General features: G+C 49.3%; 9 protein-coding genes and 2 pseudogenes. 2 read left to right on the top strand and 9 right to left on the bottom strand.

The genetic code is table 11. The features are described 5' to 3' along the window. Window positions 1-430: 430 nt before the first annotated feature. The 6 genes from LIX15_RS28945 to LIX15_RS28970 all read right to left on the bottom strand — a co-directional run bounded on the left by LIX15_RS28945 (window position 431) and on the right by LIX15_RS28970 (window position 10,189). Window positions 431-1,480: an ABC transporter permease gene (locus tag LIX15_RS28945; protein WP_227778258.1), complete on the bottom strand. Its 1,050-nt coding sequence runs from the start codon at window positions 1,478-1,480 to the stop codon at window positions 431-433. Continuing rightward, window positions 1,477-2,610 (bottom strand): ABC transporter permease, encoded by a 1,134-nt coding sequence (locus LIX15_RS28950; RefSeq protein WP_227778259.1) that lies wholly within the window; start codon window positions 2,608-2,610, stop codon window positions 1,477-1,479. The genes LIX15_RS28945 and LIX15_RS28950 overlap by 4 nt, the downstream gene beginning before the upstream one ends. Before the next feature lie 2 nt (window positions 2,611-2,612). After that, on the bottom strand, window positions 2,613-4,271 hold the full coding sequence (locus tag LIX15_RS28955; protein ID WP_227778260.1) for an ABC transporter ATP-binding protein: 1,659 nt from the start codon (window positions 4,269-4,271) through the stop codon (window positions 2,613-2,615). Window positions 4,272-4,303: 32 nt separating this feature from the next. Further along, a complete protein-coding gene (locus tag LIX15_RS28960) occupies window positions 4,304-5,383 on the bottom strand; it encodes a BMP family lipoprotein (protein WP_227778261.1) in 1,080 nt (359 codons plus the stop codon). A gap of 493 nt (window positions 5,384-5,876) precedes the next feature. Then, entirely contained in the window at window positions 5,877-7,547 is a 1,671-nt protein-coding gene (locus LIX15_RS28965) for a multicopper oxidase family protein (RefSeq protein ID WP_227778262.1), read from the bottom strand. Window positions 7,548-9,214: 1,667 nt separating this feature from the next. After that, window positions 9,215-10,189, bottom strand: a complete 975-nt coding sequence (locus tag LIX15_RS28970; RefSeq protein ID WP_227778263.1) for a sugar phosphate isomerase/epimerase family protein — start codon at window positions 10,187-10,189, stop codon at window positions 9,215-9,217. Window positions 10,190-10,984: 795 nt separating this feature from the next. Between LIX15_RS28970 and LIX15_RS28975 the strand changes: the two genes are divergently transcribed. Together LIX15_RS28975 and LIX15_RS28980 are read left to right on the top strand one after the other, a co-directional pair. Next, window positions 10,985-13,633 (top strand): PQQ-dependent sugar dehydrogenase, encoded by a 2,649-nt coding sequence (locus tag LIX15_RS28975; protein WP_227778264.1) that lies wholly within the window; start codon window positions 10,985-10,987, stop codon window positions 13,631-13,633. Window positions 13,634-13,935: 302 nt separating this feature from the next. Further along, on the top strand, window positions 13,936-17,781 hold the full coding sequence (locus tag LIX15_RS28980; RefSeq protein WP_227778265.1) for a ThuA domain-containing protein: 3,846 nt from the start codon (window positions 13,936-13,938) through the stop codon (window positions 17,779-17,781). A gap of 587 nt (window positions 17,782-18,368) precedes the next feature. Here the strand turns inward: LIX15_RS28980 and LIX15_RS28985 are convergent. From LIX15_RS28985 to LIX15_RS28995, 3 genes and pseudogenes are all read right to left on the bottom strand, one after another. Continuing rightward, on the bottom strand, window positions 18,369-19,124 hold the full coding sequence (locus LIX15_RS28985) for an IclR family transcriptional regulator (RefSeq protein WP_227778540.1): 756 nt from the start codon (window positions 19,122-19,124) through the stop codon (window positions 18,369-18,371). Window positions 19,125-19,221: 97 nt separating this feature from the next. Next, window positions 19,222-19,826 (bottom strand): annotated as a pseudogene (locus LIX15_RS28990) (IS1595 family transposase); the annotation flags it as partial. Between the two features lie 654 nt (window positions 19,827-20,480). Next, a pseudogene (locus LIX15_RS28995) lies at window positions 20,481-20,984 on the bottom strand (TIGR00366 family protein). Window positions 20,985-21,645: the final 661 nt, after the last annotated feature.

Below are 21,645 nucleotides of genomic sequence, written 5' to 3' on the forward strand. Positions count from 1 at the left end.
AATAAACCGCTTTGTCGGAGTGACTTCTCCCATGACTAAAGTCGTGGCTTCTCTCCCCTCACAGACGGGAACTGAAGCCGTGCAGGAGTTTCAAGTTCACTCTCCGATCTTTCGATCGATCACGGTGGACAGACACATGCGGACGAGAGTCGCTTTTTGACCACTATCTGGTGACGGCCTCGCCGAGGTGACGCGCTCTCGGGACGGTGTAGTGGCCTTCATTGACCGGGCAGGTCCTACTCCAACCGCCAATTTTGTCCGTTGTGCTTCTTCGCTCGATACATCGTTGGATAGCTTAATTCCGGTGGTTGTGATTGAATTGTCGTGTATCCCCACCATGAACGGAAAGAGTTTCAACTTTAATGAAGTACCCTAACGCGTATCTACATTCACGATCGACTCGAACGGGAAACAGAGGTGCTAGTGCTGATCACTCTTCGCTCTCGTAAGGTTCCCCCACAGCAGAGGGCACACGCGTCGACCCCCAAATCGTAAGCACGACGATTACGGCTATATACGGGAACAGATTCACCAACCGGTTGGGAAGGTTAATCCCGACCGTTTGGAACTGGATTTGTAGCATGTCTAGGCCTCCGAACAGAAGCGCCGCGAGGGCAGCCCCAATCGGGTTATAGTTACCGAATAGGTAGGCGACTATCCCGATCCATCCACGTCCGCTGACCATCGTCTCGCCAGTGCCAGTGAACGACCCAGCATGAGCCATGAGAACGGTACCACCCAATCCCGCCATTACGCCGGAGAAGATCACCGCTGCATAGCGGACGCGGGTGACGCTAATACCCGCCGTGTCCAGCGCCTCGGGGTTCTCACCGGCGGCCTGAATCCAGTAGCCATAACGAGTGTGATAGAGGACCACCCAAGCAGCGACGGTTCCGAGAACGGTGAGGAGCACCAAGGGAGAGATGTTGAACAACAGCGGCCCAACGACTGGTAACTTGGAGAGAACCGGTATCGTTAGATTGTCGATGCTGGCGAGGCCGGGACTGTTCTGGCTCCCCCAAAGTAACACGGCCATGAACGGCCCGAACCCGAGGCCAATTAACCAAACCGCTAGACCCGCCACGATCTGATCAGCCTTGTATCGGATCATCAGTACGGCAAAGACCAGTGCGAATAGTAGGATGATCAGCGTCGACGTGAGTATGGCGATCCAGAGGGCGCTCTGGCCAGCCGTCTTGCCACCGACGAGCCATGTGATAGCCGCCGTGTTGACAGCTCCAAAAATCATGAACCCTTCAACGCCGATGTTGAACACGCCGCTTTTCTCGGCGTATAGTCCGCCGATCGCAGTGAGCGCGATCGGTGCTGCTGCCTGAAGTGAGCGTGTGAGAAAGCCGACAGTGAGAATATCCGCAAGTGGCAGATCAAACCAGGAGATAAACACCATGGACACGAGAACGATCGCAGCGCCAGCCCCGAATCGCATGCGGTTTTGAGTGGCGTAGGCAGCGATGTTCATTGCTCGTCGCCTCCGAGACCAGTCCGCTTTGCAGCCATCCGAAACAGTTCCGGTGCGGCGATGAACAGAACGACGAGGCCGACGGTTCCATTGATTAACTCCGCTGGCACATCGCTGCTCAGTCCGATATAGGAGCCGGCAGAATCGAGGCTGCCAAATAGGAGGCCGGCTGGGATGACGCCAAGTGGGTGATTCGCCGCGAGCAGGCTGACGGCGATCGCATCATAGCCATATGAGCCAATTCCGGCAGGGTCGCTGTAATACCCCTGAATCATGATAGTAAAAATCGCGCCTGCGATCCCGGCGACCATCCCGGAGACGGTCATCGTTATGACGACCATTCGCTTGGCGTTTACGCCCGAATACGCCGCGGCAGATTCCTGATGGCCACTGGTAATTATGTCATACCCGAAGCTGGTCCGGCTCATAAGAATCGCGATTATCGCGGCTATCAGGAATGCGACACCCAGGCCGACGACAGAAAAACTAGGGGAATTATAGATGAGTTGGGGTAGCTCGGCGTATTCCGGGAGCCGCTCTGTGTTCGGCGCGGATTGTCCTTCTCCTCGGAATGGACCTTCGACAAGCCATCCGACGGTCCCAATCGCGATGAAGTTTAGCATTATCGTTGTAACGATTTCGTTTGCGCCACCGTACGCTTTCAGTATGCCGGGCACCGCTGCATACGCGCCGCCGGCGACGATGGCAGCGAGGGTGCCGACGATTATGAGGATAACACCGCCGATCGTCCCCTCAGGGAGTAATGGAGCCGTCCAGAGGATAGAAAGCACTGTCGCAAACCCGCCGACGATGAACTGCCCTTGGACGCCGATGTTGAACACGCCAGCGCGAAACGCGATCGACACGGAGACGCCAGTAAGGATAAATAGCGTCGTGAACATGAGTGTCTGTGCAATGGCAGCTTCGCTGCCAAATGCCCCTTCGAGCATGTTTTGACTGAATGCGGCTGGGTTATACCCGGTTGTAGCCACGACAAGCAACCCGACGAATAGTGCTAGAATAATCGCTGCCATTGAAATAACAAACCGTTCTATGATCGACATTTTCAACATAGCAGCTGCGACACGGTCAAGAACGTCACGAGCAGTTTCGGAATTAGAGTCGCTCATGTTTAAACGCCTCCGTCACGAGAATCTGTAACTGTCGTGTCTGTATCATCGCCTTTTTCAGTTCCCTTTGTAGTCATATCCTTATTTGCTTCTGTAATGTGCATTTCTTCGTCTTCTTCGCCGCTCTCGTCACGACTTCGCCCAGCCATCAGGAGACCGAGTTCCTCTTCTGTGACCTTGTCAGGATCGACAACGTCGATAAACTCTCCCTCGTACATGACCGCGATGCGATCGGAGAGGCGTTGAATCTCTTCGAGCTTCGAGGAGACAACCACGACTGCTAATCCTGCATCCCGCAGTTCCAGTAGTCGATTATGAATGAACTCGATCGACCCAATGTCAACCCCACGGGTTGGATGTGATGCGATCATGACATCTGGATCGCGCATTATTTCACGCCCGACAATGAACTTCTGTTGATTGCCACCGGACAGCGATATCGCTTCGGAATTAGCGTTTTGTGCCTGCACGTCATATTCATCGATGATCGTCTCGGCGTGGTCATGAACGGCTGACCAATCAATGATGCCGCTACTGACGTATGGGCTGATCGTCTGGTTACCAAGCAGTGCGTTGCGGACTAGATCGTAGTCTTGTACCAGCCCCTCAGTTTGGCGATCCTCGGGGATATAGGCGATCCCCGACTCGATGCGATGGCGACGGCTTAAATCAGTAATTTTCTTGTCGTCAAATCGGATCGTTCCTGCTGTAACAGGTCGCAATCCAGCGATTCCCTCGATCAGTTCGTTCTGGCCATTGCCCTGAACGCCCGCAATGCCGAGGATCTCACCTTCTCGAACAGCGAGATCGACGCCACTAACTTGCTCGAGGCCGCGGTCACCGTCAACTCGAACGCCATTAACCTCGAGGACAGGCTCGCCAGGGACGGTCTCTCGGGATTCACGATCGAACAACACCTCCCGTCCGACCATCATGCGCGCCAACTCCTGTTCGGAGGTTTCGTCGGCAGCTACGGTATCGATGGCCTTCCCGTCGCGGAGGACGGTAATCTGATCAGCGACTGCCAGTGCCTCATCAAGCTTGTGAGTGATAAAAACTAGTGAGCATCCGGTTTCGGTGAGTTCACGCATCATTTCGAGGAGCTGATCGACCTCTTGTGGCGTGAGAACAGCCGTCGGCTCATCGAAAATAAGGATGTTGGCGCCCCGATAGAGGGTCTTGACGATCTCAACGCGTTGGCGGACACCGAGATCGAAATCCCGAATTGGTGTGTCAAGATGTCGGTCGATGTCGAACCTGTAACGCGAGCAAATCGCCTCGATGTCATCCCGGGCGGCCGACTCATCAACTAGCCCGTTCGACGCGGGTTCGTGGCCCAAAATGATGTTTTGCAGCACCGTCATCGGGCCGACGAGTTGGAAGTGCTGATGGATCATTCCGACGCCCGCCTCCATCGCATCTCGAGGTGAGTCGAACTCGCGAGGCTCTCCGTCGACGACAATCGTCCCCGAATCTTGATCATACAAGCCGTAGAGGATGCTCATCAGCGTCGTCTTTCCCGACCCGTTCTCACCGAGCAGTGCGTGAACTGTGCCTTGTTCGAGCGTGAAGTCGATCTCGTCATTAGCCACGACGTCGCCGAACCGTTTGGTGATGCTCTTGAGTCGGACTGTGGGTACCCCTGAGTCTTTTCTAGTCATATTTCAAATACAGGATTTGTATCATATCTATGCTAGGATCCGTTACATCCGGTAGCAGTACAAGGAACCTTTATTTCGTCGTTGATGATACCTTGCTTGGCTTCCTCTAAGTTCTTGTCGACGACACCTGGCAGATCTCCTTCAAACGCTTGGCCGATCACGCAGTCGATAGCTTCATCCTCAAGTGTCAGGATGTTTTCGCCGGAAACGCTCTTGAAATTGTCCTTAGCGACCGCCGTCGCGACTTCTCGGGTTCCTTCATTAATGTATTTGACCGCAGACCCGAGGATGACGTCTTGGAAGTCAGGTAGCGTCTGTGACTGATCGGAATCGACACCGATAGCAAATCGGCCCTTTGCCTGTGCGGCCTCAAAGACCCCCCGTCCCGCAGCTGCGGCGGCGTGATAGACGATGTCGGCTCCGGCGTCGTACTGAGAGCTAGCGATGTCGGCTGCCGTATCCGTGTCGGTATAGTTACCAATATACCCAACATTGACGTTGACGTTCTCGGTAACCCACTTGGCGCCGGCAATGTAAGCCTGCTCAAACGCGTTGATTAGCGACTCGTCGACGCCACCGACGAAGCCGATTTGAGCATTCTCCGGACCCGTCTCGCCACTTCCCTGGGCGAACTCCTCGGTGGTCAACGTGCCCCCGAGAACGCCTGCCAGATAGGACATCTGGTGGTTGGCCCAGGTGTACCCGGCAACGTTGGACTCGTCAACGTGGTCGTTGATGAGCATCCAGTTCTGATCGGGGTAGTCTGCGGCGTTCTGAGTTAACGCTTGGGTATGGTTGTACGAAACCAGCACGATGAGATCATGCTTGCCGGTTTGAGCGAGTTCCGATTGTGTTGACTGGTACTGAGCCTGTTGGGTTTCCTCGACCTTGTTAATCTCGATATCATGCTCCTTCTGGGCGCTCTTAAGGCCCTCAAGCGCAAGGTCGTTGAAAGCGTCGTCGTCGAAGCCGGCAGGGCTCGAAACGAGCGCAATGTTCGTCGCCCCGTTTCCGGAACCACCACCGTTGCCGTCGTTGCCGCCGAGACAGCCGGCGAGTCCACTGAGTGTTGTGGAAGCACCAATAACTTTGAGATAATTTCTTCGGTCCATAATTACATCCCTTGCTTCAATTCTGTCAACACGAAGTCTACACTTATAGATTGCGGAAATTTCTAGATAGAATAGTGGTTATAGATATACAAGGAGAATACCTGTAGCTTTAGCCGCAGGATGAATCCGACGGCAGGGAACCAAACCGGCCCTGTCTAGTTGAGAGTTTGAGAAACGGGCAGGTAGGAGCGAGAAATACTCATACAACTCGCAGACCTACGGTGAACTGTTCTTGGGTGGCCATAGCCTCCGTCTCCAAGAACTGTTCACTTTTTGGCTTAACAGTGTCAAAGTATGCTAAGGTTTCGTTTTCAATTGCTAATCACTCTACTTCTTCGGTCATCCGTTTTTAGTTGGTGAAAATCGTGGTCATTAGACTATCCTGAACGAATCGCGGTTATTCTAAAAACCATCTGATTTCTGACGATCTGGGGGAAACAAGTTCCTCAAAGTGCTTAATAAATCAACAATATTATCGTAATCTATCTCGCTGTCATGGTTTATGCCCTCGTCCGGGTGGTTCGCGCCCTCGTCCTTTTCCAGTGGAGACATCGAATTTAAGCATCATCTTATTGTCCTCGTGTTCAAGCATATGGCAATGCCAGGGGAACTCTCCAGAGTAACCGTCAAAGCGCGCAAGAATACGTACCGTTTCGTCTGGTTCAACTCGGACGGTATCCTTCTGGCCTCGTTCATTTGGATCGGGGGTATCAGTTCCATTCGGTCCACGTCCAATCACTTCAAATGTGACAAGATGAAGATGGATTGGGTGTGAACCATTTGTATTGTTTGTTAGTTCCCAAATTTCAGTCGTTCCGAGCTGTGGTCGGACAGTTGCTTCCTTATCTCCAAACCCGTGTCCGTTCAATTGATACGTGACTAACCCGTCTTTCACAGCCAAACCGAGATCCATTTCCCGCGTTTTAATTGCACTATTTTTATTGAGTTTCTTAGAGGATGGGAGATTCAAATTCTTTGGATTTGCGCTGTTGTCTATTGGATCCTCACTCGGGTCAGTGACCTTTATCTGCATAAGCTCGCCGAGATCGCTTCCCGAGTTTTCGCCCACGTATGGTAATTCGGCGTTATTGGTGAGGGTGAATCTTTCGCCTACCTGGTCGGAGAAGTCGACAATAACTTCTCCGCGCTCAAACGGCTGGAGAACAAGTGAGTCAAGATCCCCAGTTGGCCCAATTGGAACTACTGACTCCAAAAATCCATGATCCGGGGCAAACTGGTAGAGAGTTGGGGCGCCTTGGCCCGATTCGTTACTAAGTTGAAGGCTAAACGTGCGATGATTTGCACCATTTACGATCCGGAATCGATATCGTCGGGGTTCGACTTCCAGATAGGGCCACACAGCACCATTGACAACTGCAGTATCACCAGCAAACATCGGAGTCCAGGTATCTGGATAATCCAACGAACCATCTGAATTAAACGACTTATCTTGCAGGAGAAGCGGTATATCATACCTACCACTTGGTAAATTGAGCTTCGCCTCTTTCTGACTCCGGATAGAGTATAAGCCAACTAGTCCGGCGTAGGCGTTGAGCCGGACGATGCCAAGCGTGTGGTCATGGTATGTCGATGTCAATCTAGATTGGCGCATTGGAAGTTCTTGCCACTCATTGGTGAACCGTGGTCCAACAACGCCACTCGGAGAAGTCCACATGTCAGACTGTCCATCATTTTCGGGAGCAATTTTCAAGCCATGAAAATGAGTCACTGTCCGAACTTCCGGAACAGGAACGGCCTTATCGTATCCGGGGTGGTTTTCGGCCGTTGTTCCACCAATTCGCTCGTCAACTTCGAACAGATGATCGGTCGGAAGTTGACTGTTGTCGAAACGCACCATCATCCGCTGATTCCGCCGAGCTTCAATGAGTGGCCCAGGATAGACGCCGTCGAAGCCCCAAAGTGTGGTATCTGGCAGGTCAGGATGGAGATTTTGCGTGAATTCCGTGATAGGTATTTCGTAGGTATCAGCACCTCTCCGTTTTCCATCGGGGTCTCTGACCTCTGGAATGGGAAGTGGTTGTACGTATTTCTCAAGATTAGGAGATGATTGCGCAGCTGTCCCACTTGTTGTTTGAGGTATTGCACTGGCTACTCCAAAGGTTAGACCAGTTTGGAGCAAGCGCCGCCTAGATAGTTTAGTCATGGTTAATTAATTGGATTGAAGTTGGTTTGCGATTAACAGTAGCGATCACATCGTAAATTTCATCATCAAGTTTCATATTGTATTCAACCTCAATACTGGTTTGGAAGATAAATCGTTTAAAACTTTTGGCCAACTAGCCAAAAATAAGATGATTTCCATCTTGTATGGATTAAACGAGATTGTTGAACGGGCACGATACTTTGCCCAAAGCCCATAACCTAATTACGTGGTTATAATATTTAATAATATAGTTATATACAATAAAATAGTCTGATTTTGAAATGGATACTGTAAAGTTTGACGGTAATAAAAGGTAAGCCATAGAAAACGTGTATCAACTGCAATCTTAAGTGGAGGTTATTACGAACTATGGATTGAGTTGGTCAATATGCACCTATGATAAGACCTTCTTTAAATAGGAAAAAGCAACTATCACCAAGATTTTATCAGCATTTTTTCTTTCACTATGACGTTTAAAGCGGATTACGGTGTTACTCTTGTCGTTCTGTTCTTGATTACAGAACGACCGTAATATTTCGACGTTCGGAATACAAATCGCTGTAGGTGGCATTACATTCCTATATTTGTAACAGCAGCAACGCTAACTTTCACCAATTACCATTATTGTTATTCATACTTTTACACGGTTTTGAAATAAAGTTTCGAATCATGAATAGTGGCTTATACTCTCTTTAATATATGTATTTAGATTTAATAATCGTTATGAGATGCAGAATCTCTATCTATTACAGGTTTAGTAATGTAAAGGTAAGGAGATAACGAGTTGATAGCCAGTAATAAAGAAAAATACTACTTCAAATAATAGGTAAAAAATGATTTAGGTACTTGTTATGTACTGACATACAAAACAGACACTCAATAAGAAAATCGCTTAAATTCACCAAGTAAAGTCCAGATTACTCCACGATACGAATCTACTATTATAAGCACTAATCAAACCCCAATTGGCCTCTGACCGTGAATGCCTGGCTCTTCCTAACGATATTAACCAAGAAAAAATGAAGACAGTGCAGCACAAGTTGAGTAGGCCAAGCCAGGGGCCTATTGTATGGGTAGATGGGTTGAAAGTGACGTTATTAGGATTATTCTACCAAGAATCCATTCGAATGGTAACAAACCACATATAGGAGATAGGTAAGGGACACAACTGGCTGCGTGTTCTTACAGAAGGGAATTAGCCGATGGCCAAGAGAATATAACAATTTACCTATAATATATAAAAATCATATACCCCTCAATTAATTTATTTGGGAGCGCTCATCAGAAAGAGCTTTGAGCAATTACCAACGAAATTAATTAAAGATTTGGAGCCAACAACTTTTAAAAACGAACGTGGATAGCTTCCGAGCCATGGTCAAGTACTGATTTTAGTACACGCATTCATCACAGAATAGCGCTTAGGTGCAGGGAGTGAAATACGAAATGGACTCGCTCAAGCAGATAGTCAGTCGCCTCTAGCATGAGGCAGACTACTGATAGTGAATACTAAGAGTGCGTGTGTTTCGCACTGGACATAAATCGTACTAGTGGCGATGGACAAGTCATACCTGGTGCATCCAATTTCACGTAGCTAATATGTATAGCTACTACCTCTCTAACAATTTGGATAAAAAATTTCGAAACGAGGGGCTCCTCTTAGAAGGTAGTTAGGGACTATAGAGTTTAGCGGGGTGGGTGTCTGCACCTTCGATAGCACAGATACCACCAGGTTGCCAAGGCTGATTCAGTTTCTCAAGCCAATTAGCTCCGATTTGCATTGACTCGAGCGGATTCCCCGGTGCGTCGTGTTCAAAGACTAGATAGTCGGTATCTCCGGTGTTGCGGAAGGCCGTTGCCACTGCACGCATATTGACGTCGCCTTCGTGAATTTCGGTGAATTCCTGGGGATCAACAGTCATATTCTTCATATGGAGTGATCTAACGTTTGTCGAGTGATCCACGGTGAAGCTAATTGGATCCCGGCCGCCGACAAGTGCCCAACCGACATCAAGTTGGATCTGGACTTGATCATCGAGATTCTTGGCGAAGATGTCGTAGCCAGTTGTGTCGCCGATCTCTGTGAACTCGGAGTCGTGATTATGATGACCGAATTCAAGGTTGTATTCGGCTAGCAGGTCTGCCGCCGCATTACACCGCTCGGCAAAGTCGATAACAGCCGCTTCGTCGCCCCAATCGTCGGGACCAGCACCTGGGTCAATGAGGGTCGGTGTGCCGAACTGTGAGAAGGTATTGGCCATCGCCTCAGTGTTGTCTTCAACAGCACTGATACTAATGTGGGCACTGCTCATCTCGAGACCCGTGTCGTCCATTGCCTGAAGTATTGGGTTCACATTAGTATTGGCGCCGACTGAATAGGGCTCGAAAGCGTCGTAGCCAGCGGCGGCAGCCTTCTGTATCAATTCCGGTACCGAGAGTCCAGTATCACGGTACGAGTAGAACTGCGTGGAGATGGGAATATCGTCATCTGTCTCTTGGGCTGCAACGGTCGTCTTTGCCTGCCAGGCGGTGGACGTAATCGCAGTGCCCACACCGGCAGCACCAATCCCCTGAAGGACTCGCCGACGGTTCACGTTGAAGAACTTGTTATCTGTCATCTTTTGGTCGTCTGATTTCTGCACCATAGAATATGGATTATTACCATACAACTTAATTGTTTGGGTATATGCGATGGAATTGAGAGGGAGGAGAGGTGAGAGCAGCATCTCGGAGTACATTAAGTTCGTCGAAGAAACGGCTTCTGAAGCACTGGCTGAGTTGACGCTATCACTCCTCCACGGAATCCAGTTCCGGTGAACTCTGTGGGAGGTAGCGCAATTTGAGCAGCATGTCTTTGGCAAAGGCTTGAAATTTGTACTCCACAAAATACGGTTGTATTGTCCAAAACAACACAATTTCTCACCAAACTTGATTTGTAACGCATTCACGATCGTGATAGTACGTTTCCTTGTAGAGCATGTTCTTCGTTTCCGTGATGACGTGGGGGTGTTGTTCCATCCGTGGCCAGCGACATATATAGACTGCTTGCTAGAGCTGTTCAAACGTCTCATCGATAACGCTGTGAGCGTCCTCAGGAACGCCGAGTTTGAGCTGATAATTGAATGATTGACATATATAATAAATTTTATATTTACATTTAAGGTAGCAGGTTAGAACCGGGGGCCGGAATTGCCATCAAGTATTGTTAGTAGAGGATAGTGTCAACTTCCTCTCTGTGGTCAAGGTTCAGGGTCTCCACCTTGTATTTTGATGAAGTTAGGTCGTCGGTCAGAAATAGGGTAGAATTTGTCTAGATGCCAATTCAACACGCCGATCAGTGTAGCATAGAAGACGAACGAGATGTATTTCGTCTCTATCTCCTATGTCTTATCCGTTAATTTTAAGTCACGTGAGTTAATTGTTCACTATGAGCGTAAAATATGATTAAACTTGATGCAGTCCGTGTAAAGGACCAAAAAACGCCCGATCAGGCAAATAATCCAAAACATGTTTGGAAAGGAGTCGCACCGGAGGGGATTGCGGGCAAGACAAATCCCACGCTCTCCCTGGTTGCCGGCGAAGAGTATACGGTTGAGTGGACGAATACTGACGGCCACCCGCAAAACTTCACCATTGTGGATTCCAATGGCAAGAAGCTCCACAAGAGCAAGGTGCTGCCGAGGAAAGGCGCGACACAAACTGTCACATTCACCGCAACCGAAGCGATGGCCGAATACTACTCCCAGACCAACCGTCACGATATGCGGGGCACCATCGAGGTGGGAGTATCTCGGTTTAAGGTAAGTGACCTCAATCCTACAAGGCTAACCGTCGAACAGGGCGACTCCCTCGATGTCTCCGCGACGATCACCAATACCGGTGGCAGCAAAGGGACACAGGAAATCACTCTCCTAATCGACGATAACACCGTTGACTCACAAGACCTTACCCTTGCTGCGGACAATAGCACCACTGTCGTTTTCGAAGGCATCGATACGAGCGGACTTGACCCGGCTGAGTACACCCTCACCGTTGCTACCGAAAATGATGAAGCTAGCGGAACCCTAATCGTTGAGGAGAAAGTACCGTGGAATCGCGACCTTGAGGCGCCAAGCAATCCGAAGGAAGCTACAAATTGGGACAACTACAACATTAGTACTGTCCTCTCGACGGGCGACATCGCAAGTCAATACGACCTCCAAGACGGCGAGGAGGGCGAGTGGATGCAGATGGCCGTCGACCCCCAGGACCGTATCTGGGTCATCACCCGTGGGGCCCCCTTCGTCAGCGAAGGCGATGGCTACGCCGAGGTTGCCTGGGTCGATCCAAACAGCGGCGAGCACCAACTCGCCCTCGAACTCCCCGTCGCCTTCCACGGCGGACACATCGCCGAACCACACTACTCCGGGGAATCGTCCGCCGCCCGTGAACTCGGCGGACAGGGGATTGCGATCGACCCCGATTTCAAGGAAAACGGCTACGTCTACATCATGTACCATCCTTCAAGCGAGAATTTGGAGGAGGTCGACAACCCCTACCACGACGAGATTTTCTACGCCAATACGCTCGTCTCCCGGTTCGAGATGGCCGACGACGGAACCCTCGACCCTGACTCCGAACAGGTCGTCTTCGAGCTCCCCGAGCAGTACAATACCTGCTGTCACCACGGCTGCTACATCACCTTCGGCGAGAACCGTGAGTTCTACATCTCGACCGGCGACAACTCTAACAACGTGGGACATCCCACTCACGACTGGCCACCCGACGATACTGTCGATGGGTTACCAGGAGCCACTGTCGACACGTTCATGGGCGACGAGCGTCAAGGAATCGTCGGCGGGCGACCAGGTCCGGTCGCCGACGCCCAGCGCACTTCAGGTAACACGGCCGACAAGCGCGGAAAGGTCCACCGGATCATCCTCAACGAGGACGGTAGCTACGACATCCCCAACGGCAATCTCAAAGAGCAATGGGAAGCGGAGACCGGCGAGTCCTACTCTGATGAAGAGTTCTTACCGGAAATCTACGTGATGGGACTGCGCAATCCGTTCACGATCTCTATTGACGAGCATACTGGCTACCTTTGGACCGCCAACTACGGCAACGACGCTGGGGGAACTAGTGTCCTCGGCATGCCTGGCTTTGGGGATTACCATCTGTGGTGCAAGCCGGGCAACGTCGGCTATCCGTGGTTCCGGGCGTACTACCCCTACCGTGACTACGACTTCGAGACTGATGAGGTCGGCCAGCCGTTCTGGCCCGACAACCTCCGCAACGACTCGGTAAACAACACCGGCATTACGGATATCCCCAACGTTACTCCGGCACTCTTCTGGCACCCCCAGAACTTCGAGAATTTAGCGAATGCCACCGAGACCTTTCCGTGGCTGGACCAGCCTCGTCCCGGCGAGATCACCTATCCCGAATTCGACACCGGCGGCTCAGCGGACGTCGGCGTGGTCTACCGTTACTCTGAAGACTACGGCGAAGGAGCGCTTGACCCATATTTCGACGGCAAGACGTTCATCATGCGGCCGAGTAACTCTGATGTCACCCGGTATGTCACCTTCAACGACGACGGCAGCCTCGAGATGAATGAGTTCCTCCCAAATGACGACACTATCGCTGCTGCCTACGACATGAAAGTCCTCTCCGACGGCCGGCTAGTTATCATGGGCATGTACTCCGGCATCCACGTTGTCGAATATCAGACGTCCCCGCCGGGAGACGATGACCCGCCGGGAGACGATGACCCGCCGGCGGAGGTGATCCAACCAGGAACGACAATCGAAGTTAATGGCGTAATTTCTGGTTGGAACGGGACTGCACCCTCACAGATTGAGGGTGAGACGAACCCGACGCTTACGCTAAAAGAGGGTGGCGAGTACACCGTCAAGTGGACGAACGGCGACGGATCGCCTCATGATTTCGCACTCCAAGACGAAAATGGGAACAATATTATCAAGACTGATATTGTCTCAGAAAAAGGTGCTACTGTATCATTGACGTTCACCGCTTCAACAGAAATGGTTCAGTATATCTGCACCGTCCACCCGGGTACAATGGTGGGTGATGTTGAAGTAGTCTAACTCAAATTCATCTCTGTTGCTATCCCTTTATGCAGGTTTAAGATTGAAAATCCGTGTTGTATTCATTTTCCTATATAATTAAAATTAAACATACTATGCATATTCGTAAAATAGTAGAATTCTTCATCCAGTTCAGAATACGATCTACTATAATCAATAGAGTATATACCCATAAATTTAATAGTATAAATTTTTATATAATTACAGGTTTTAAATATACATTTATATCTTTTTGTCTCGGCACAAATTGCATCAAGGTAATGTATAATATTTTCTCGGTTTTTGGATTGGGTTGAGATAGCATGCCAAATGAACAAAAGACGGGTGGAGAGAATTGCATAGAGGGTAGCGTATCGACATCGATTACCACGAGCAGGCGGCAAATTCTGCAAGCAACAGGGGGGCTTGGTGCAGCCGGCCTCATCGGCAGTGGAACGCTTCGCGCTAGAGAGAGTACTGATGATAACGTAATTAAACTTGATGCAGTCCGTGTTGAGGATCAAAAAACACCAGGTCAGGCAAACAATCCAAACCATGTTTGGAAAGGGGTCGCACCGGAAGGGATTGCGGGCGAAACGAATCCTATGCTTTCTCTAGTTGCGGGTGAAGAGTATACGGTTGAGTGGACGAATACTGACGGTCACCCGCAAAATTTTACGATTGCGGATGCCAATGGCAAGAAACTCCTCAAGAGTAAGGTGTTGCCGAAGAAAGGCGCGACACAAACTGTCACATTCACCGCAACCGAAGCGATGGCCGAATACTACTCCCAAACCAACCGTCACGATATGCGGGGTAATATACAGGTCGGCAGTGAACCGGCGTTGGAAGTTAATATCTTGGTGTTCTCGGCAACGGCGGGTTACCGTCATGGGAACATCGAATACGGTATTCAACAGCTCCAGGGGCTCAAAGATCGCATCGTCGCCGAAACTGACGCCGACTCTGTCACAATCGACACGATCCCTCAAGACGCCTCTGCGTTCCCCTCGAACGCCAGTGAACTTGAGCAATACGATACAATCATCTGGTTCAACACCACGGGAGACGTGATCAACGTCGACCAGCAGGCCGCCTTCGAAAAGTACATCCAAAACGGCGGTGGATACGCCGGTATCCACGCCGCCGCCGACACCGAGTATGATTGGAGCTTCTATGGTGACATGCTTGGTGGTGCCTACTTCAAGGATCACCCTGCCGTTCAAGAAGCAGAAATCCACGTCACTGACCAAACTCATCCCTCGACAGAACACCTCCCGGATCGCTGGAGTGTTGCCGATGAGTGGTACGACTATGCCGAAAATCCCCGTGGCGACGTCCACGTTCTTGCATCCGTCGACGAAGACAGCTATACGGGCGCGACAATGTCGCGTGCCGACCATCCGATAATCTGGTGTCAAAACTATCGTGGCGGACGTGCTTGGTACACCGGCCGCGGCCATACCGAGGCTGCGTTTGACGAAGACGCCTTCCTCGAACACGTCCTTGGTGGCATCCTTTGGGCCGGCGGATTTATCGAGGGTGACGCAACCGGCACTGTATGGTCAAACTATCAGAAAACACAACTGACTTCCGATGTGTCTGAACCGATGAAAATGGATATGACGCCCGACGGTCGACTCTTCTACACTGAGCGCGCAACGGGTAAAGTGGGCGTCATCCATCCAGATTCAGGGGATGTCACGACTGCGCTTACGCTTGACGTTTACTCTGGTCAAGAGGATGGCCTCCAGGGTATCGCCTTCGACCCCGGCTTTAGTGAAAATAATTGGGTCTATCTTTATTACGCGCCTCCGAATGATGTGGTTGGCGATAACCCCTACAATGTATTGTCACGGTTCAAGGTGGAGGGAGATACAATCGATCCCGACACTGAAACTGAGATTATTCGCGTCCACACTCAGCGCGATACGTGTTGTCACGTTGGCGGCGACATTGCGTTTGGTCCAGAGGGCGAAGAACTCTACCTCTCGACCGGTGATGATACGAACCCCTTCGCATCCAGCGGTTACACGCCGATCGACGAACGATCCGGCACATGGCCAGCGGATAGCGATAACGCTGGTATCCCATATGCATATTGGGATGCTCAGCGGACAGCCAGCAATACAAACGACCTCCGGGGCAGCATTTTACGGATTATCCCCCAGGACGACGGCTCGTACGAAATTCCTGATGGAAACCTTTTCACTAGTGACGAGTATTCTCAGGCGCGTGAGAATGGGCTGGTGCGCGAGGAAATCTATGTGATGGGGTGTCGCAATCCGTTCACGCTTACGGTTGATGACGAGACTGGTTTACTGTACTACGCTGACTATGGTCCTGACGCTGGTTCCTGGAGCGCCGATCGTGGTCCAAACGGTATCGTCGAGCTTAGGGTAATAAGTGAAGCACAATTTGCCGGGTGGCCATACGTCCGCGGTCCAAATGTCTCCTACGTCGACTACGATTTCGAAACTAGTGAATCGGGCGAGCCGTTCAACCCTGAAAATCCCGTTAACGATTCCCCAAACAACACTGGGCTTAAAGAGTTGCCACCGGTCACGGAGGCGACAATCTACTATCCGAATGGCTGGGACGAATTCATCAACAACGTACCCGAGTATGCACAAGAACGCATTCCTGATCAAAACCCATGGCCATCGATTCCCGCGGGTGGTGCTCCGATGTCAGGACCGGTTTATCAGTCTGTGGATGACGGCGCTGATGGTGCCCTGCCCCAGTCCTTTGACGGTAAGTGGTTCGTCATGGAGTGGGGGTCAGACTGGCTCAAGTACGTTACGTTCGATAAAGATGGTAATGTACTCGATGTCGCGCCGTTCCTACCTAACTACAACTACAACGGACCGATGGACTTCATGGTCGGGTCGGATGGAGTGTTATATCTTATGGAGTATGGCGAAGGATTTTTCGGGGGTACAGACCCCGGTATCTACCAGATCGATCACCTAGCAGGGTTGCTGGGATCCGATGCACTCTCGTTCAGCCTTGACAAGGACACGCTTTCCGCCGGAGGGTCGACGTCGGCGACTACGACGCTCAAAAACTTGGCTGACACCGATTTAACGAATGTACAGTTTACGCTGACTGCTGACAGCGACCAAATCCAGATTAACTCACCGGATCAGACAAGCTTCGATTCATTGGCCCCAGGAGAGAGTCAATCAGTCATGTGGGAAGTGACCACCTCTGAAGATATAACTGGAGGTAAATACAACCTGAACACTCAAGTTACGTATGTTCAGGACGGTAACAAAAATCAGCTACAGGAAAGCACTTCGTTAGGGGTTGCCGCACCACTTACAATCCCATACGGACTCGATTCAGGTGGCGAAGACCACGATGGCAGGGTCTCAATCGGGGATATCACATTCGATAAGCTGCCGAATCCATCCGTAACTCAAACTGGTGAGCACTCCGTCTCGTCCTTTGTAGACTCCAATAACGACATCGGAGGAACGGAAAACGATCTGCTATACAAGACCGAACACTACGGAACTGATATTGGATATGACATTATCGTCCCTAATAGCACATACGACGTGACGCTGCACTTCGCAGAGCTCTGGTGGGGTGTCGAAGGTCGTGGCGGTACTGATACTGGAAAGGAAAGTCGCGTATTTGACATTGTCATCCAGGGCGAGACTGTGCTCTCCAATTTCGATATCTACGCCGAAGTTGGGAGCCTCACCGCCACGACGAAAACGATCCAAGACGTCAAAGTCACCGACGAAGTCCTGTCGATCTCCTCGACTACTCAGGTTGACAATACGAAGGTCAGTGGAATCGAGATTCGGCCCGCAGGTGATAGCGGTGGCGGTGGTACCATCGACCCATCGACGACGATCCAGCTCGACGCATTCATCGATGGATGGGCAGGAACCGCGCCTAACGGAATTTCTGACCAGACAAATCCGACGCTCACGCTCCAAGAAGGGAGCGAATACACTGTCGAGTGGACGAACGCCGACGGGGCGCCTCACGATTTCGCCCTCCAGGACGCCGATGGCAACAACCTTGATAAGACCCCCATTGTGTCAGAAGAAGGTACTACTACATCACTGACGTTCACCGTAACGGCAGAGATGGTTGAATATGTCTGTACTGTCCACCCGAACTCGATGGTGGCCGATATCGAGGTGGTCTAACCGGGTCTGATACATTACCAGACCTTGTTTTTGAGTATTCTGTCTCGGACAAAGCCATAACAATGTAGTTCCAACTGTTGCCAAGTCAGCCATACTTTTCCCAACACTTTTATATGTTTGTAAAAAGAATCTAGATTCAAGTTGATAAATAAGGAACACAGTAATACGTCAAGTACAAGGGCTAAGCATCGGGTGTGATCGTTGAGTAGATAAGCCCTGTATAGGAATCCCCTGACCTAATTTGATAACAGTGTTACAAAACATAATATCAATTCCATATTAAGTGATTACCTAGTTAATATGGAATTGAGCTACGGAGCCTAGTTTCGGCCTATTCTGCGTTTTATGTCTACTTCGATAACTAATCATAGTAACTGATTAGTTGATTAAATACTGTATATAGATTATTATTTATTATATACATATATGTATTATATGTATTTAAAATGTAGGGTGTTGTCTGAAAATATAAGACTCACTGGGTGAGAGATTACAACTATGGCCTGTAAAGAGTATTAATTTTACGACTAAATTGTTCGCTCTATTGGTTTTTAACACCGAGAAATTTCTCGAATTAAGAATATACCTCAATAACTGATGTTGAGTTCCACGACATTTGTCGCGTTAAGTACTCGCTTTGCCAGCCCCCCGTGAAGATCATCGTCACTGACGCGGCTTGCCGGGGCTGCAACGCTGATCGCTCCTAAAACACCACTCGATGAAGTTTTTACCGGTGCTGCGATACAGCGCAAGCCCTCGAGACGTTCTCCGTCGTCGGTGGCGTACCCACGCTTTCGGATGTCCTCTAACACATTGAATAGCTCCTCTCGTGTCCCAATAGTCTGCGGCGTCTTTTGTTTGAGACCCTCCTGATCAATAATTTTGTTGACTCGCTTCTCAGGGAGAAACGCAAGAATGGCCTTTCCAAGTGCTGTCGTATGCAGATCTGTTTTAAGACCTGCATATGTATTGAGATCAACAGCCTCCGCCCCTTTGGCTCGCATCAAATACACTCCTTTACATTGTTCCTCCACGAGTAGATTTGCGAGTTCTCCGGTCTCATCAGCAAGTGACGTTACTTCAGATTCCGCTACCTGATACAATTCCATTGATTTCCGCGTATATCCACCGACCTCAAGGAACTTGAGACCGAGTTCGTATTCGTCGTCAACCTTCCGCACATAGCCGTACTCTCGGAGTGTCATTAAATGGTTGTGAACCATGCTCTTGCCCATGTTGAGTTTGTCTGCGAGTTCTGTCACTCCACAAGGCCCATCTGTCTTTAGCTCCTCGACTAATGTCAGAGATCTTTCGGTGGTTTGCACCGGATATTTTGCATTCATTCTTATATTTTTTATTAAAATGGATACTAATAAATGTTCTGGATAATAGAACACTAATGAGTAATCACGAAGAGGAAAAATTGACATACCGATTTTCATCACTATGGATCAGTGTTTTTCGATGGAAACTCTCATCACTTTCTAGCGGATCGTAGGTCCGAAATTAATCCATATAGACGGTTAGCGACTCCTTCTCGTGGTTTGTGAGGAGGAGTCACACAGTCGATTCATCAGCGGATTTTGCCGGAACTACGTATCGCTAATCGCTGCTGTGATCTATGAGTGGAAATACTGGCGATTTGTCCTCGGCGTATGTTCCTCGTCCATGTTTTGAGAGGCCACGTGAGTACGACCAAGCATCGTGCCCGCGGTCTTTCTTCCTGGCAGAGACGTAGAACTCATCAATTTCGACCGAACCAATGAGAGTGAGAGTTAGCGCGTAGAGCAGTCCGCTAGAATGCTGACGCGCCGGTGAAGCGCTCGGTATGAAACATTGAGTTCACCCTCTAGCTGGCGGATACTCATGTTGGTCCGAAGAAACAAGTAAAACGCGAACAAGAGATTGTTGAGGACGATCTTCGCGTGCGCGAGGGTCGTGCCGGTTTTATCGTTTAACGTACAGACACAATTCTTATAGAGATATCGCTGATACTCTTGGTAGCTGCCGTGTTTGATTACTGACTCAGGCCAGCAGCGCGAGCACTTGTAGTGCTCGCCTCCGAATTGAGCAGTTCAAACGCGTACATGTCGGATGATACGCAAGTGTTACTCTTGCTCGCTACGGTTTCTAGCGAAAGTATTCCCGACTAACAATCTGCTTCTGATGAGCGAATATGGATGAGGTGACGGGAGGAAGTCATGGTAAATCGTGAGAAGCAGTTTTCAACGTGTTTTGTAGTCACGGATGTATAATATATGAAAAATGAACACATGAACTAACAGTTAATTTTCGAGAGTTATTATCGACGGATTTGCTATACGAAAAGCGTCAAACTTTCATGATACACACATTACTCTTGACTCCATAAATAATGTATTTATCACAGAATACATGTGGCAATAAAGTAGATTCAAATCGAGAAATTCCACACTAATTATTAATAATACTATTTTTTATAATATATCAAATGTAAGAAACATGTGTATTTGGCCAATTTGATTTACAAGTATCTTTTTAGCCGAATCATCCTCCTTATCTGAACGCGAGAGGAAATCGCAAGTTGATTTTGTATATTCTATCTAGAACTATTATACAAATATAATTTTTTTGTAAGGTGTGATTCTCATACTTGGATTCACGATTTAGTAATAAGTTTATTATCTAAAAATAATAATTATAATATAATTAACTATATATTATATTTCGAGGAGTAATGTAATTGCGATTGCCATGAAAATAAATCCAGCAACCATTGTGACGGTTGTGTATCCGAGAATGACGCGAGCTCGGAGTTGCGCAAGTGCGAGTGCGGGTACCGCCCAAAATGGTTGTATCATGTTTGTAAGCTGATCGCCCATCATCTCGATGACTACAGCGGTCTAATGGGGCATTCCGACTTCACGGGTCGTTTCGAGAAGAATCGGTCCCTGTGCAACCCATTGACCACCGCCTGACGGAACGAAGACATTGATAATCCTGGCGCTTATCAGACCGAGAACTGGCCACGAGAGTGGTGTTGCGATATCTGCAAAAAACCCTGCGATAGTCGCGGCGAGCGCTGTGCCAGTAAGGAGCCCTGGGATCCCAGCGTAGAACAGAAATTGGAAGAGGATGCTCGCCACGTTTTCAACGCCGCTATTTATTTGGTCGACGATGCCCTTCGGCGTCACCCAAAGAACAATCGCACAGAAAATGAAAATGTAGCTATTAACCTACAACAGGTCGTGTTACAATGAATTAGTGTTAGTTAAATATGGAAAGTTCAAATGTTATTTTAAAAATATAAAATTTATTAAATATTTTAGGCGGAATAATTGATACATTTGTTACAATTTTCTCGGCACAGTCACTAGACTCAAAATGGTGAAAGGCATCTTGTACCTTTTCCATTGAATACACAGTGACGACGTAGGGTTCGAATGTACCATTCCATACCAATTCGAGGACTTCGTGGGTTCTCCGGGATGTGCCATTGTCGACCCAATAATTTGGAGTTGGTTGTAGAACACTCGATTGACGTTCACTTCGGCGTATGCTCCCTGCGTAACGCCGCAACTCAAGAGGCGTCTCCCTTCGCCAGTCATTTCAATGATTCTGGCCAGGTGCAGCACCCATATGGTCAAAAACGGTATCAACACCCCGTTTATCCGTAAACTCGGCGATTTGATCGGAAACCGAATCAGTCGTGTAATCCATATTTAAACAAGGATTACAGTATTAGATTTGTAATGGCATTGTCGCTGTTGAGGATAAGCGTGAGTAGATGTGTTTCGCATCATGGAACGAAGACAATAGCGGTAAGCGGTATAGGTGATAATGTGTATTCGATTTTTCCGAATGAGCGTAAAAATCGAGAGACGC

Origin of the sequence: Haladaptatus pallidirubidus, assembly GCF_020700235.1 — an archaeon.
GTDB classification, from domain to species: Archaea; Halobacteriota; Halobacteria; order Halobacteriales; family Haladaptataceae; genus Haladaptatus; species Haladaptatus pallidirubidus.

What these genes read in the sequence shown, in the direction of transcription:
- LIX15_RS28945 (WP_227778258.1), bottom strand. Translation starts at nt 1,480, where the DNA reads ATGAACATCGCTGCCTACGCCACTCAAAACCGCATGCGATTCGGGGCT.
- LIX15_RS28950 (WP_227778259.1), bottom strand. Translation starts at nt 2,610, where the DNA reads ATGAGCGACTCTAATTCCGAAACTGCTCGTGACGTTCTTGACCGTGTC.
- LIX15_RS28955 (WP_227778260.1), bottom strand. Translation starts at nt 4,271, where the DNA reads ATGACTAGAAAAGACTCAGGGGTACCCACAGTCCGACTCAAGAGCATC.
- LIX15_RS28960 (WP_227778261.1), bottom strand. Translation starts at nt 5,383, where the DNA reads ATGGACCGAAGAAATTATCTCAAAGTTATTGGTGCTTCCACAACACTC.
- LIX15_RS28965 (WP_227778262.1), bottom strand. Translation starts at nt 7,547, where the DNA reads ATGACTAAACTATCTAGGCGGCGCTTGCTCCAAACTGGTCTAACCTTT.
- LIX15_RS28970 (WP_227778263.1), bottom strand. Translation starts at nt 10,189, where the DNA reads ATGGTGCAGAAATCAGACGACCAAAAGATGACAGATAACAAGTTCTTC.
- LIX15_RS28975 (WP_227778264.1), top strand. Translation starts at nt 10,985, where the DNA reads ATGATTAAACTTGATGCAGTCCGTGTAAAGGACCAAAAAACGCCCGAT.
- LIX15_RS28980 (WP_227778265.1), top strand. Translation starts at nt 13,936, where the DNA reads ATGCCAAATGAACAAAAGACGGGTGGAGAGAATTGCATAGAGGGTAGC.
- LIX15_RS28985 (WP_227778540.1), bottom strand. Translation starts at nt 19,124, where the DNA reads ATGAATGCAAAATATCCGGTGCAAACCACCGAAAGATCTCTGACATTA.